The sequence below is a fragment of the Marinobacter bryozoorum genome (assembly GCF_023156245.1).
Taxonomy (GTDB): domain Bacteria; phylum Pseudomonadota; class Gammaproteobacteria; order Pseudomonadales; family Oleiphilaceae; genus Marinobacter; species Marinobacter bryozoorum.
Map to the genome: position 1 here is coordinate 20,440 of NZ_JAKZAH010000002.1, position 14,585 is coordinate 35,024.

Annotated in this window: 10 protein-coding genes; 2 read left to right on the forward strand and 8 right to left on the reverse strand. The window is 61.4% G+C overall.

Going from position 1 to position 14,585, the window contains the following annotated elements; all coding sequences use genetic code 11:
- Window positions 1–12: 12 nt before the first annotated feature.
- Genes MLC59_RS01215 through MLC59_RS01250 form a run of 7 tightly spaced genes read right to left on the reverse strand, consistent with a single transcriptional unit; the run spans window position 13 to window position 11,972 of the window.
- Window positions 13–3,612, reverse strand: a complete 3,600-nt coding sequence (locus MLC59_RS01215; protein ID WP_248230219.1) for a glycosyltransferase — start codon at window positions 3,610–3,612, stop codon at window positions 13–15.
- Window positions 3,612–5,204, reverse strand: a complete 1,593-nt coding sequence (locus MLC59_RS01220) for an HlyD family secretion protein (RefSeq protein ID WP_248230220.1) — start codon at window positions 5,202–5,204, stop codon at window positions 3,612–3,614. The genes MLC59_RS01215 and MLC59_RS01220 overlap by 1 nt, the downstream gene beginning before the upstream one ends.
- On the reverse strand, window positions 5,201–6,517 hold the full coding sequence (locus MLC59_RS19890) for an ABC transporter ATP-binding protein (RefSeq protein ID WP_282450806.1): 1,317 nt from the start codon (window positions 6,515–6,517) through the stop codon (window positions 5,201–5,203). The genes MLC59_RS01220 and MLC59_RS19890 overlap by 4 nt, the downstream gene beginning before the upstream one ends.
- Complete coding sequence (locus MLC59_RS01235; RefSeq protein WP_345799738.1) at window positions 6,517–7,323, reverse strand: ABC transporter permease; 807 nt, start codon at window positions 7,321–7,323, stop codon at window positions 6,517–6,519. The genes MLC59_RS19890 and MLC59_RS01235 overlap by 1 nt, the downstream gene beginning before the upstream one ends.
- A 41-nt stretch (window positions 7,324–7,364) precedes the next feature.
- Window positions 7,365–8,678, reverse strand: coding sequence for a TolC family protein (locus tag MLC59_RS01240; RefSeq protein WP_248230221.1), 1,314 nt, complete (start codon window positions 8,676–8,678; stop codon window positions 7,365–7,367).
- 4 nt (window positions 8,679–8,682) lie between these two features.
- Window positions 8,683–10,206, reverse strand: coding sequence for an HlyD family type I secretion periplasmic adaptor subunit (locus MLC59_RS01245; RefSeq protein WP_248230222.1), 1,524 nt, complete (start codon window positions 10,204–10,206; stop codon window positions 8,683–8,685).
- A gap of 2 nt (window positions 10,207–10,208) precedes the next feature.
- Window positions 10,209–11,972 carry a type I secretion system permease/ATPase gene (locus MLC59_RS01250; protein ID WP_248230223.1) on the reverse strand — a complete coding sequence of 588 codons (1,764 nt, stop codon included), beginning with the start codon at window positions 11,970–11,972 and terminating at the stop codon, window positions 10,209–10,211.
- A 323-nt stretch (window positions 11,973–12,295) separates the two neighbouring features.
- On the opposite strand from MLC59_RS01250, the gene MLC59_RS01255 reads away from it, so the two are divergent.
- Both MLC59_RS01255 and MLC59_RS01260 read left to right on the forward strand, forming a co-directional pair.
- Window positions 12,296–12,496 carry a DUF6447 family protein gene (locus MLC59_RS01255; protein WP_248230224.1) on the forward strand — a complete coding sequence of 67 codons (201 nt, stop codon included), beginning with the start codon at window positions 12,296–12,298 and terminating at the stop codon, window positions 12,494–12,496.
- Between the two features lie 25 nt (window positions 12,497–12,521).
- Entirely contained in the window at window positions 12,522–12,890 is a 369-nt protein-coding gene (locus MLC59_RS01260) for a DUF6447 family protein (protein ID WP_248230225.1), read from the forward strand.
- 100 nt (window positions 12,891–12,990) lie between these two features.
- On the opposite strand, the gene MLC59_RS01265 is transcribed toward MLC59_RS01260, so the two are convergent.
- Window positions 12,991–14,580 (reverse strand): fibronectin type III domain-containing protein, encoded by a 1,590-nt coding sequence (locus tag MLC59_RS01265; protein WP_248230226.1) that lies wholly within the window; start codon window positions 14,578–14,580, stop codon window positions 12,991–12,993.
- Window positions 14,581–14,585 lie beyond the last annotated feature (5 nt).

Genomic DNA, 14,585 nt, shown 5'->3' on the forward strand with positions numbered 1-14,585 from the left:
GGTGGTCATTGGCTACTGATTGATCCACAGCGAGCGCAACATGTTGAACAGTCGCCGGGACACGGCCGGATAGGAATGGGCCTGCTTCCACTTGTTGACGCTTTCCGGGCTTTGCCGGAGCTGGCCTTCAAGGGCCCGGGCCAGGCCCTGGCGAATGGATTCCGCGTCGGTACCTTCGAAGCGGTCAACCGCCTCTGCCACATCATCAAAGATGGGCAAAGGGGTCACCATGACCGGGGTGCCTGAAGCGAGGGCCATCTTGACGGCGCCACTGGAGGATTCGCCGGTGCCCTGATACGGCATGGCGATGACATCCGCCTGGCTGAGCAAGCCGAGGCTTTCGCCGTCCGGCAGGAAGTTGTGCTCCGCTTTGACGTGCCCGGTAAGCCCCAGCTCGTCGATTCGCTGGTGCAGGGCCTTGATAAAAGCCGCGGACGAAGGATCAGTGTGTTCGGCATTCAGCAACAACAGCACCAGGTCCGGGTGGCTTTCACGCAGGGCGGCAAAGGCTTCCAGCAGTTGCTCGAGCCCTTTATGGGGCAGCGCGAACCCATAGGAGGCGATGCATCGCTTGCCTTCAAATGGCCAGTTTACCGGCTGTGGCTGGTAATCGGCAATGCCGTGGGGAATCAGTACCGTGTTATCGGTGACTCCGGCGGCGACCAGGCGATTGAGGTCGGCCGGCGTGTGCACGATCACCCGGTCAGCCAGCTCCAGGGCGCGGCGCAGGTTCGCCAGGGCCTTGCGGGGTTCCGGGTCGACCGTGGAGTGAAGCGTTACGGTGACCACCACGCCCGCGCCTTTGAGCCGGGTAATGAGGTGCTCGAGGGCCTGGTAGTCGTAAAAGTAGTAGTTCATCTGGATGACGACGGCATCGGGATTGCCTTCCAGGAGGGCATCGCCCAGGGCCTCCAGGTTATCCGCGTCGTCCTGGCGCCAGCAGCGATGGACAAAGTCCTCATCCGCACTCACCGGGTCATCCTCCAGTACCGGTGCCAGCACCCTGATCCGGTCGGTGACGTTCTGTTCGGTCAGGTGCCTGGAATAGGTGGCCAGGCCACACTTCTGGTTCCAGGTGCTCACCCAGGCGATATTCAGGGGGCGGGCCAGGTCCTGCCCTGCCCTTTGCTGGCGGATATCCTCTCCCTGGGTGACCAGGCGCAGTGCCACCTGCTCCCAGCTGAACTGTTCCCGCAACAGGCTGATGGCGGCTGCGGTGCGGTCTTTTACCAGGGCCTGGTCAGCCTGGCGCACCTGCCGGAGGGTCTCCGCCAGGTGGGTAACGTCTGGTTCGGCCCATACCGAATCGTATAACTCGAAATGCGTGTCGGCCAGGCGGAAGCGGTAATCCACCAGCCAGGCGGTCTCCGGATTACAGAAGTCGAGCTGGCCACTCCAGGCCGTGGTAATCACCGGCAGTCCGCTGAGCATGGCTTCGGCCAGGGGCAGGCCAAAGCCTTCCGCCCGGCTGGGCGCCACCAGGGCATGGCAGTGTTCATAGAGGTACCGCAACTGGCTGTCCGGCAGGTCCTCCATGATGACTTCCACATGGGGGTAGCCGGGGTTTTGCTGCTGGTGTTCCGCCAGCATCTCACGGACGGTGTTGTGGGGGTTCTCAAAGGTCTTGATGACGAGGCTGACGTCGTCTTCGCTGGTAAATGCCTGCCCCCAGGCCTCAAGCAGCACCGCGATACCCTTGCGGGGAAAGCAGGACGAAACATGCAGGAAGCGGAAGCTTCGGCCGCCCACGGTCATGGGTTCAGGCTCAATCCGGTCCCAGTGGTCCACGCCACAGCCACTGACCGCCATGGGCAGGCATACCCCGTTATCGACCAGGACCTTGCGAACATGCTCCGACAGACAGGTCAGCCCCGTCAGGTGCTGGTTGAACTGCTCGACCCACTCTGGCGGAAAGCCGCTCTCTTCCCAGGCGTACAGGTGGAGGAAGCGGGCATCGCCGGCCAGGTCGTTAACCCTGGGGGGATACAGGTTGCGACTGACGATATCCACCGGCGCGCCCTCCGGTTCACGGCTTTGCCGGTGCATGGCCGCTATGTCCGGGTTGCGCGCCAGGAAGTCGGCTGACGGGTCAAAGTCCCCCGGCCCTTCGGTGGAGTGCAGGCTGACCTGCTGGCCAATGGCGGCAAGGCCACGGGCGGTTTCCCGGTTGAGCAGGGCCAGGCTGTAGGATGAGTCGAAGGGGCCCTCAATACGCCAGTGGTAACTGGCCGAAGGCGCCCGCTGACTCAGGGCCAGGTCATTGGCGGCCATGCAGTTGGCCGCCTGGCGCACCAGGTTGTCGTCCATCTCCCAGTCACACAGCAGCCTGGCCACGGTGCGCGCCCTGGCTGCCGGCCCGGTATCGCCTGGCGCGGATACCTCACCAGCAGGCCACACAGCCCGTGGTATTTCTTCCAGCACCCTGGCCGCCGTGTCTGCCCAGCTGAAGGCCTTGCTTTGATGCTTGCCGTGATCGGTCAGCCGCTGCCTGAAGTCTGCATCGGTCAGCACTCGCTGGATCAGCGCACTGATTTCGTCAACGTTGCGGGGGTCGAAGGTCGCCTCGGGCAGGCCGATCACTTCCGGCAGGCTGGTGGTGTTGGAACAGATGACCGGCGCACCACAGGTAATGGCTTCCAGTACGGGGAGCCCGAAACCTTCATGGAACGACGGGAAGACAAACAGTTCACAGCGATTGTAAAGCAGGTTCAGGGTCGCCTGGGATATAAAGCCGGTATAGACCAGGTCCGTCGGGGCCAGGCCGTATTTGCGGGCAAGCCGGCTGAGCCGGACACGGTCTGCCTCGTTGTATTTACCCACCAGCACCAGCTGCAGGTCACGGCGAAGGGCGCTGTCCAGGCGACCAAAGGCTTCCAGCAGGCCTTTCAGGTTCTTGCGTTCATCGGCTGCCCCGCTGTAGAGCAGGAAGGGGTTGTCGATGCCAATTTCGTTCAGTGGACGGGTGTCAACGGTGTCACCGTCCAGGGGGTAATAGCCCTCATCGCAGGCTGAGGAAATGGTATGGGTAACACCCGGCGCCGGCGCCAGCATGGTTTCAAACTCACGGCGGGAGCTTTCGGAAATGGCAAAGATACGATCGGCCCGGCGCAGGCTGTCGAGTTTGCGGTTATACCAGCGCTTGATCACTGGGTCCGACAGGTACTCGTCGGGGCTGATCAGCGGAATCAGGTCATAGCCGATAACACCGGTGGCGCAGGGGCGTCGCGCTGGGATATCACAGGCAAAGTCATCAATGACACCCTCGAACAGCGACAGCACCAGCACAAAGTCCGCCTCCAGGCGTTCTATGTAGTCGTTACGCAGGTATTCGTTAACGTGGATGATACCGGCATTGGGGGCGATCAGTTCGCCGCTGCCGGGTATGCCGTGAAACACGCGAATGGTGGAGGGCCCGAGCCATTGCTGCCAGTCACGGCGGATCGCGCGGATGACATCCAGGTGAAAACTGTTGAGCAGCAACAGGATTTCATGGGGCTCGCTGCGGCTGCGGTTAAGCTCCAGCATCTTACGGACCAGCGAACTGGCGTAGTGGCCGATCCCCCGGTAACGGCTGCTGGTTTGCAGGCACTGCAGGTCGATAACGATGCGCATCAGCTGTCGTGTCCTTGCCGTTGTGACTGGTAGCGTTCCATTTCTGCGGTGAGGTCCCGGTATATGGCTCGCCCCCGGGAACTCAGGTGTACCTGGTGCTCAATGGGCTCGGGGGCATGGCGCTGGCGACTGACCCGCTCCACCATTCGAAACAGGACCGGCACACGGGTCAGGGTCGACAGCAGAGCAGACCGGATACGCGGATACCGGGTGGTCAGGCGGTCTGCAGCAGCCAGCCCTTTAACCAGTCGTGGCATCAGGGCGTCACGCAGCTTTGCCCGCCGGTCGGACTGTCGCATCAGGTTGAGCCCGTGCTTGATCGATCGCAGCGGTGCGGTGATGCGCCAGGAAGTACTGTCCACAAGGCGGTGGATGGACGCCTGCACGGTGTCGATTTCATTCTGGAGGGTAGCGATCTCCTGCTGGAGGGCGACAACCCTGGACTCTTCCAGGACCGCCCGGTGGGCCAGCTCATCCCGCAACTGGTCCTCCCGGCGATGGGAGGCCTGCAGCTCCCGGTCACTGGCCGCTCCCTGGCTGATCAGCTGCTGTTGTTTGCGGCGAACCAGGTCGCGATAGCGGGCCAGCTCCCCTGCTACGGCCTCCGGGACCGTATCACTGCGATACTGGTCCGGGTCGTGCTGTTGGCGAAGTGCAAGCATAGCCTCCAGGTCTTGCTGTGCCAGGCCGGCGCGGGACCATAACTGATGAATCTCATGCTCCAGGGCATCGAAACGGGCCCGCTCTTCGTCGCTGTACCAGGACGCCGGCATATGGCAGTCGCTGAAGTCGAGCCCGCTGACACCTGCCCGGCCGAAGCCCTCGATAACGCGCTGTCGCTCGGCAGGATCGGCACTCAGGCTGTCAATATTGACCAGCAGGTCAGCGTAACGCAGGCCATAGTGCATGGCCAGCAACCAGAGGGTGTAGAAGGCCTGGTAGGCCTGGTCCGGTGCCAGTGGGCGGTGCAGGTACCAGTCGTAGGTCACATCCAGCGGAGGATGGGGCTGGGCTTTGAAGCCAACCAGTTCCGCCGCCAGCTGAACCAGGGCGGGCGGTTCCGCCGCGTTGAAGGTCAGCTGGGTGGTCAGGTCAAAGTAGGGAGACACCTGGTAGGACCACCACTGGTCCCGTGGGTTACGCCACAGCAGGGCATGGAAGCCCCCAAGTTGTTCCCGAATCAGGGCCATGCGCCCGGCACTGCGACATTCCTGGATAACCGGACGGGCCGGTGCCTTGTCAATCAGGGTGCGCCAGAAGCCGATACCTGCCGGCTGGCCGGCTGGTGCAAACCAGTGGTTATAGACCTCCGGCTCCGAGAGCTGCTCCAGTGCCTCCACGCCAAGGGCATGGAGCTCGGAAAAATAGGGGTTGTCGAGCTGGGGATGACGGAGCTCGCGGACCTTGTCGTTGCCCTGGTCGTCTATCAGCACCTGCGGGTTGGCAGCGGCCTTGACGGTGATTTCGTGGAGCGGTTCCTGGAAACAGGTATAGCCATCGCCCAGGCGCCGGAAGGCCTTGAACAGATAGGTACTGCCGGAGCGGAACAGGGAATGTATAAAAACCGGGGAGGTGTTGCTGTGCTCGGTCAAGCCTGAAATTCCTTGATGGTCATGATCGCTGGTACATTGATGATGCCGGACTTGACGGTTGTTTTCTCGTCATTGCGAACCCGGAACAACTGGGTGTCCAGCCGCCGATGGAGGAATACCGGGTCGGTACTGCGGTCGTCCCTGACCCCGCAGTTAATGTAATACACGCCGGGAGCAAAGGCGTTGCCGATCTGGTAGCGGAAGCACAGGCTCTCGCCCTCCTGGAAGGCCCTGTCACTGAGCGCCTTGTCATCCGCCGTATCGATTCCGAACAGGTTCAATCCTTCCCGGTTCTTGATCATGAAGGCGAAGACCGCATGGTCAACGGCCTGGTTAAACCGGACCCGGAAATTCAGGAAGATAGGCTCGTCACTGCCAAACAGGTTGGCGCGGGCACCGCTTTCGCTTTCCAGCCAGACTTCTTCGATAGTGGCGCGGCCATCGCCGTAGGTGACCTCGCAGTCGGAGGTGAGCATCGGGTCGACCTGACCGGTTACTGGAACGTCCTGTGCGCTGACTTGCCCGTTACCGCCGTCGGCCTGGCTCGGGTCCCCTGTCGCGGCGGGCGCACCCGGGTGGCTGTCGCCACCGAACAACGAACGCTCATAGGCGTCACTGACCTGCCTGGCAGGACCGTAGGCGGCCATGCGGCCGTTTTCGAGGAAGATCGCCTGGGTGCACAGCTTTTTTACCGCGTCGATGTCATGGGTCACGAACAATAACGTGGTGCCCTGCTCCAGGAATTCGTTTATCCGGCGAAAGCATTTGCGCTGGAAGGCCGCATCGCCCACGGACAGGGCTTCATCGATAATGAGGATTTCCGGGCGTACCGCCGTTGCCAGGGCAAAGGCCAGCCGAACCTGCATGCCGCTGGAATAGACGCGCACCGGCTGGTCGATATAGTCGCCAATGCCGGCAAACTGCTCAATCTCCGAAAATACCGACTGGATCTGAGCGACGGACAGGCCCTGTAGCTGCCCTGCCATAAAGACATTCTGCCGGCCAGTGAAGTCCGGATGAAACCCCATGCCCAGCTCCAGCAGGGCGGCTATGCGTCCGTCAATCTCAATATCGCCGGTGGTGGGCCGGGTAGTACCGGTAATCAGTTTGAGCAGGGTGCTCTTGCCAGCGCCATTCACCCCCAGGATTGCGACCGCTTCTCCCCGGGGAACGTCGAAGGCGATGTCCTGCAACACCCAGTGCAGATGATGCCTTTTCTGGTCACCGGGCAGCACCCACTCTGCCAGCCTGGCCCAGCGCCCCGGATATTGCTTGTAGGCCTTGCCTAGGCCACGAACCCTGATTGCCGCCATTACAACTCATCCACGATTTCAGCCGCGTGCTTGCTGTAGAGGCGTACCGATGCCCATAACAGGAGCAGTGCCAGTGCCGTAATCGGCATCAGGCTGCTCCAGTCCGGCACCTGTGCGCTGACAAACAAGCCCTGGTAGGCGCCCATCAGGCCGGTCAGCGGGTTCAGGTGAATCAGTTGCTGCAACTGCTCGGGCAAGATGCTGAGCGGGTAAACGATGGGCGTGAGCCAGAACCAGAACTGGAGTACAACCGCGAACAGCTGGCCGACGTCACGAAAGAAGACGTTGAGGATGCCCAGCACCAGCCCGAGACTGATGGAAAACAGAAGCTGCAGCAGCAGCACCGGGATGATCGCCAGCACAATCCAGCCGGGAAAGTTGCCGGTAAAAATCAGGAACAGCGCAAACAGCGCAAAGATGATCAGGAAGTTCAGGCAACCGCTGAGCACCACGGTGACCGGCAGGCAAAACCAGGGAAAGCTGAGTTTCTTCAGCAGGTTGGCATTTTCGAGAAAGAGATTCTGGGCGCGCCCGGTGATTTCAGCAAACAGGCCCCAGGTCAGAATGCCGGAGCACAGGTAAATGCTGTAGCCGAAGGTATTCTCGACCCCGGGGAGTTTCGCCTGCATGATCTGGGAAAAAATCAGAGTGTAGACGATGATCATCGCCAGTGGCTGGATCACCGTCCATGCCACACCCAGCAGCGAGTTGAGGTATTTACTCTGGAACTCCCGCTTTACGGTACCGGTAATGAAACCCCGGTATAGCCACAGCTCCCGGACGGGGCGGATGACGGCGCTTGCCACGCCACGGTTTTCCGTGGCGGAGGAACGGAGAAAAGAGCCCATCAGTCTACGGTCATGAGGTTACTCTGGGACAGAGTTCCCGCCACCTGGCGTAGCTCATGCTGCAGCACCAGGTTGGAAAAGATTTCCTGGGTGATACTGCGGCGAATGTCTGCCAGGCGGTTACGACTGTCCAGCAGGTCGGTCAGGCTACGCACCCCACCGATAAAACCTTTCTCTGCTGCATCAAGGGCTGCATTGGCGGATTCCTCGGCGGCTTTCAGTGCCTGGATACGGCTGTAGCTGCCCTGCAGGTCTTCGGTAATACGAGCCACCTCGACCTGGACCTGGTTGCGGGTATCACGCATCTCGTAGCGGGCCGCTTCCAGGCGATTCTCGGCCTGGCGGGTCCGGGAAGACACCGCACCACCCTGGTAGAGCGGCACCCGCAACTGGAGCTCCACCCGGGTTTCCTCCCGCAGGTTTGTAGCAAAGGTATCGTTATTGGTGTAGCGGGCACTGACAAAGAGCTCGGGCCAGTGACCGGCTGACTCCATATCACGGGTCTTGTCAGCGAACTCGACCTCCGCTTCGGCCTGGTCGAGCATGGCTGAGTTCTTGACCGCCAGGTCCTGCCAGGGGCCCTGCAGTACCGCCGGGGTTTTCTGCCAGGCTTCCGCGTTTACCGGCTCCAGCTCGGTGTTCACCAGGGAGAGGCCCGACACGGCTTCCAGGTTTTTAATGGCCGCGCGATAGTCCGACTGCAGGCCGGTCAGTTCGGCGATCACTTCGTCAATACGGGCCTGGGCATCGAGGGTGTCAGCGCGGGTAGCAAAGCCTCTCTCCCGCATGCTCTCAAGCTGGGACAGGCGACGCTGGTGGCTCTGTTGCTCCTCCTCGATAATCGCGATCTCTGCCTCGAGGGACTTTACCTTCAGGTAGGCTTCCACCGCCGCATAGCCGATTTCCAGTTCACGGCCCTTGAGTTCGGCGCCGGCCAGCTTTTCGCCGGCGTAGGCCCGGCGGATGGCTTCGAAGGTTTTCTTCGAGTAGACCACCTGGTCGAGGCTGACGTCGTAGCGGGTGTGCTCGTCCCGGTCTGTGATGCTGCTCTGCAGATCAAAGTCACGGGTGTACTCGGACGTACCATAGCTGGCGGTGGCATCGACCTGGGGCAGGACGCCTGCCCAGGCCTCCCGCACGGCTTCTTCCTCGGCCTTGTAGGTAAACTGCTGGCTGCGCAGTCCATAGTTCTGGGACAGCGCACTGCGGTACACCTCTTCCAGACCCACTGTGCCCTGGGCCTGGGCGCCGGCACTGAACAATGTTGCAGCACCCGCCAACAGGATGAAGACGACCTGCCTTGCCTGTGTCATGGAATTATTCCTCGCGCATGGCCTTGTCGAACATTCGGGAAACCGGCTCGAGCAGGTATTCGATCACGGTGCGCTCGCCGGTACGGATCATGACCTCGGCAGGCATACCGGGTACCAGGTACATGCCCTGCTCACTCATGATATTCATGCCTTCCTCGGTGATGGCAACACGGGCTTCATAGTAGCGCTCGCCATTCTGCTCGTCCTCGAATGCGTCTGCCGACAGGCGTACAACCCGGCCCTGAACCACATCGGCCATTTGCTGGTTGAACGCTGACAGGCGCACATCTGCCATCTGGCCGATGGCTACCCGGTCGATATCCTGGGTCTGTACCCGGGATTCGATCGTGTACTCCTGGTCTTCCGGCACCACCTCAAGCAGGGTGTCGCCGGGTTGTACGATGCCACCCACGGTATGCACCTTCATGCCAACCACCGTGCCTGTGGCCGGTGCGGTAATGGTGGTGCGCTCGAGAGTGTCCGTCAATGCGGTACGGCGGGCCTTGAGATCGGCCAGCTGCTGCTGGGCTTCCCGGAGCTGCTCAGAGACCTCCTCGGCGTATTCCTGGCGAGTGACCAGTAGTTCGGAGCGGGTTTCGCCCACCTTGATTTCCAGCTCGGCGAGCTGGGAGGTGTTACCGGCCTTTTCCCCTTCCAGGCGGTAGAGCTCCCGCTGCATCTCATTGATGCGGGTGCGGTCAGCCAGCTCCTGCTCAAACAGCTCCTGCCAGTTGCGCAGCTCCTCACGGTAACTGCTGATACGGGAATTCAGGTTGCGATTCATGGCCCGCAGGCCTTCCATTTGCTGGGTCAGGGCGCTGACACGCTGCTCGTAGATGCTGATCTGCCCCTCACGGGATTCCGTGCGGGACTCGAACAACGATTTCTGGCCTTCGATGATATTGCTGATTTCTGTCCGGTCCTGGCGCTCAAGCAACGCTTCGGGGAAGCTGATCGCTTCGGCCCCGATACGTTCGGCCTGGAGCCTCGCTTCACGCCCCAGCATTTCCCACAACTGGGACTCCACGATTTCCAGCTCGGAGCGGGCCTGGGTATCCGACAGCTCAATCAATGGCTGCCCCTTTTCCACCTTGTCGCCGTCATTGACGTACAGGCCGGAGATAATACCGCCTTCCAGGTGCTGGACTACCCGGTTCTGGGAATCCACCACCACCTGGCCCGGCGCCACTGCGGCACCATCCAGGGGCGCAAATGCGGCCCAGCCGCCAAAGCCGACAAAGGTGATCAGCAGTACAATGACACCGGCACGGATGCGCTTGCCGTAGTCGGTGGCGATGGAGTTAGCCGCTTTCTGGTCAATATCCGGCTGCTCCCGGCGATACTCACCGGGCAGCGCTGATTCGTCCACTTCTTCCCAGGTTGCCTCCGGGTTATCGGCGCTGTCAGTGGCGTTTTCATCAGCAGCCTTGCCGGCCCGGGTTTCTTCTTCCCGGCCCTGTTCGTCTGCAGGGGATGTGCGCTGGGGTTCGTCCTTATTGCCATCCCGGCGGGCGGAGTCGTTAGTCATACTCAGGCTCCCTTCCCGGCTATGGCCTTACCGGCAGCACCCGGTTTGCCACTGTTTCCCCCGATGGCAATCTGGCCGTTCTGCAGGGCCTTCATGACATCATCACGCTGACCAAAGCCGACGGCCTGGCCGTCCGACAGCACCAGCATTTTATCCACAAGCCGCAGTATGGGTTTACGGTGGGTAATCAACACTACGGTAACCTTTTTCTCACGGAGATTTTCAAGTGCGCTGAGCAGTGCCTGCTCCCCCTGGTCATCCAGGTTGGAGTTCGGCTCATCCAGCACGATCAGGCGCGGATCGCCATAGACAGCACGGGCCAGGCCAATACGCTGACGCTGACCACCGGACAGTACCCCGCCAGCAACGGAGATGGGCGTGTCGTAGCCGTTGGGCAGGCGCAGTATCAGTTCATGGACGCCGGCCAGGCGGGCTGCAGCCACGACCTTCGACGGATCCGGCTCAGCAAAGCGCGCTATGTTTTCGCTGATGGTGCCCTCAAACAGCTCGATATCCTGGGGCAGGTAGCCCACGTAGGGGCCCAGCTGGGCCTTGTTCCACTGGTGCACGTCGGCACCATCCAGGCGTACCGTGCCGTTGGCCACCGGCCAGACACCGAGGATGGCCCGCGCCAGGCTGGACTTGCCGGCAGCGCTGGGACCGACGATGGCAAGCATTTCGCCCTTTTCAAGCCCGAAGCCCACGCCACGAAGTGCCGGGGTCTGTGCGCCAGGGGGCATTACCACCAGTGAGTCCACGGTCAGGCGACCTTCCGGTGGCGGCAAAGGCATACTGCGACGGTCGGAATAGTATTTTTCAAACAGCTCACGCAGCCGGCTGTACGCCGAGCGGGCACCGCTGAAGCCTTTCCAGGACCCGATCATCAGGTCGAGCGGCGCCAGCGCGCGCCCCATAAGTATGGAACCGGCGATCACCATGCCCGGTGTAATTTCCTGCTGGATGGCCAGGTAGCCCCCCAGGCCCAGCATCAGGGACTGGAACAGCATGCGAAGGGTCTTGGACGCGTTGGTAAGGATACCGGCGCGGTCGCTGGCGTCCGCCTGGTTGACCAGGAAGCCCAGGTGGCGGTCGAGCCACTTGCCGCGGAGGTTGTTTTCCATGCCCATGGCGTGCACGACTTCGGCATTCCTCAGGCAGGAGCTGGCGTACTGGGTGGACTGGATGTTCTTGTTGTTGGCATCGGCCAGCATGGCCGAGGTCAGCTTCTCATTGGCCACGGCCAGCGCGATAAGGATCAGTGCCGCTATGACCGCAAACACACCGTACCAGGTGTGGAACATGAAAAGGACCGCAATGTAGATCGGGAGCCACGGACCATCAAAGAACGCGATGGGGCCCTGCCCGGTCAGGTACTGCCGCAGGGTGGTCAGATCGTTCAGCGGTTGCGAGCTCTGCCGGCCGGGCACTTCGATGGCCTGGCGGAACATGGCAGAGAAGATCTTCTGGTTCATGCTCTGGTCGATACGGTTACCCACCCGCACCAGGATGGCCGACCTCACCATCTGCAGGAGTGCCAGGGTGATGAACAGCCCGACCAGGATAACGGTCAGCATGATGAGCGTCTCTACGCTGCGACTGCCCAGCGCCCGGTCATAGACCTGGAGCATATAAATGGCCGGGACGAGCATGAGTATATTAATGAAGAGACTGAATACCCCGGCAGCCATAAAACCCTGACGGCAGTTTTTCAGGGCCAGTTCAAGCTCGGTAGGCTCCGCCGCAGCGGCTCTGGCTTTTTTGAACATCGGAATCAGCTAACCAGTGAAGAAATGTGGTGCCCTGGCGGGTATGTCCGGCCATCAGGGCGAATTTTCTGTTTCATGGCCGACAGGCCTGAAAAGCTGCTGGATTCTAGGCGTCGGCTGTCCATTGTGTCAACAAAGCACCCTGGAACCATTAAAGGATGCTCATTTTTCGGCACCCCTGATCGTTCATGACGATGCAAGAAAAGTTTGTTATCATCGCGCCCTTGACTTTAAGCGCAACCAGCGTCGCGGACTCGCGCCGCACATTTCAGTACTTCTGACGCCGGTTGAAGATACCTTCGTTTTAAAGGTCGTGATAGTTCATGATGAAAAGCATCACCCTCGATGGCAAGACCTACGAGCTTGACAAGATCAACCCCCAGGGCCAGGAGATTGCCAGGCAGGCCGGGGTTGCCTCTGACCTGGTACGCAAACTGGAAGCCAGGCTCGCTATAGCGCGTACCGCCCAGGGGCAATACGCGGAAAACCTGCGGCAAAACCTCAAAGACGCCAACGAACTTTAATCCAGGCTCAGGAGCAACCCCGACAATGACCGAAGAGAAAAAGACCGGTACCCGGAAGCCCGCTGCAAAGGCGGCCCCCGCGAAAAAGGCCAGCACCGCCACTCGCAAGCCAGCCGCTGGCAGCACTACCGGGAAGACGACAACCACCCGTAAGACCGCACCTGCGCAGAAAGCAAAGAAGCAGGCGGCTGCGATGGTGAAGATTGACGGCAAGGACTACCCGGTAGACGCCCTCAGCGACCAGGCGAAGGCCCAGATTACCAACCTCCGGGCAACCGACCGCCACATTGAGGAACTGGAAGCCGAGCTGGCCATTGCCCGCACGGCCCGGGGCTCCTATGCAGCTGCACTGGAGCGGGAGCTGAAGACCCTGGACAAGCAAACCCTGCAATAAGGGTAGCAGGTTAAGTCCGGGCCAGCACCGGCCCCAGGAAAGGCCGATAATCGAGCAGATTATCGGCCTTTTTCGTTAGTGGCCAAGGTACCGGAAACCCCTATTCACCGCTGGCCAGCTCCCGGGACACAACCTCTGACCAGGCACTGGTCAGGCCATCGGTATCCACGGTACGCACGGTGAAGTACCAACTGCCTTCCCCAAGGTCTTCGACGACATATTCCATGGCTTGCCCGTCAGCGACCTCCAGCTCATTCGGCATGTCGTCGATGACATCGGTCCGGCCATAGCGAATGGTATAGCCACCAATCTCGCCCATCGCCAGGGCGGTTCCATCTGCCCGGGTGAGCGGTGCACTCCAGGTCAGTGTGACGGCAGAGGCCACCTGCCCTTCGTCAGGGTCCGGGTCGGAGCGGACTGGTTCGCCATCATCGTCGGCCGGGCTATCGCTGCCTGGATCTTCTTCACCCACGGGGTCTGGTTCTGGTTCTGGTTCTGGTTCTGGGTCGGGTTCAGGGCTGGGTTCTGGCTCAGGCTCAGGCTCAGGCTTTGGCTCTGGCTTGGGTGCCGGCTCAGGCCGGGGTTCTGGCTCCGGGGTTGGCTGAGGACGGGGGCCTGGTTCCGGGGCCGGTTCGGGTTTTGGTTCCGGCTGAGGCGTTGGCTCCGGCTTTGGCGCTGGCTCAGGCCGGGGTTGCGGCTTCGGCTTGTCGACCTCCACCGGCCCCCGGACCTTTTCCGCCAGCTTGTAGAAGCCATCACCGATCTCTTCGAGGCGCCCTGGTACTTGATCAGCACGGCTGTTCTGCGCGTGGACATAGGTCTGGTACGCAGCCAGTTCCAGCAGCCGATCCCGCCCTACTGACCCGGTGCCAGCCTTGTCAGGCAGCTCACCTGCCAGGCGTATCGCCATGGTGTACGCATCGATTGCACCCTGAATACCCTGCCGCGGATAGTCCTCGGCCAGGGCCATGAACGCCGCGCCCATCATGGCTGCCTGGAGCTCGCCTGGGGAAGCATCAGCCGGTATACCGGCGGTAATATCCAGTGGTCGGGCAACGGACCCGGCCTTCTCAAGGCCGAACCATTGAGCGACACGGGCTGCTGCCTCACTATGCCCTGGCACTCCCCCTTCGGTGCCTCGGGCACTGAACACCGTGGCAGAAAGCGTGCTCAGGGGCGTGATGTTTCCGCTGACCTTACCATCGTCATCCACCTCCACGAACGCTTCGAGGCGGAGATTGGGGCCTGGCCAGAACGCCTCCCCGTAACTCACGGGTTGCCCGTCGGGGTAGGCCGCGCAGCCATCCACCGAGTCGCAACGCATGCGGGTCTGGCCATCGGATGTCAGCTCCAGCCGGACGAAATTGGCCTGTTCGGGTAATTCGAGCTGGTACCGGCCGTTCTGGTCCGTACGTGCGCTCTGACCGAGCGCCTCGAGCCTGCCATCAGGGCTCACCAGCCAGGCATTCACGATGCCATCACTGATCACCCCTTTAACGGCATAGCCGGCCAGCGCCTTGGTCGCAGGGGTGGTGGCCGGGGTGGCAGGTGCCGGCGATTCATCATCCTGGTTACCCGTTGGCGCCCCTGCAGATTCGTCCGAACCGGACGATGACGAGCCGTTACACCCGGCCAGCATCGCCGTAAGGAAGACAAGCGTTAAACCAAAACCTGGTTTGCCAAGCCCCATGGGAC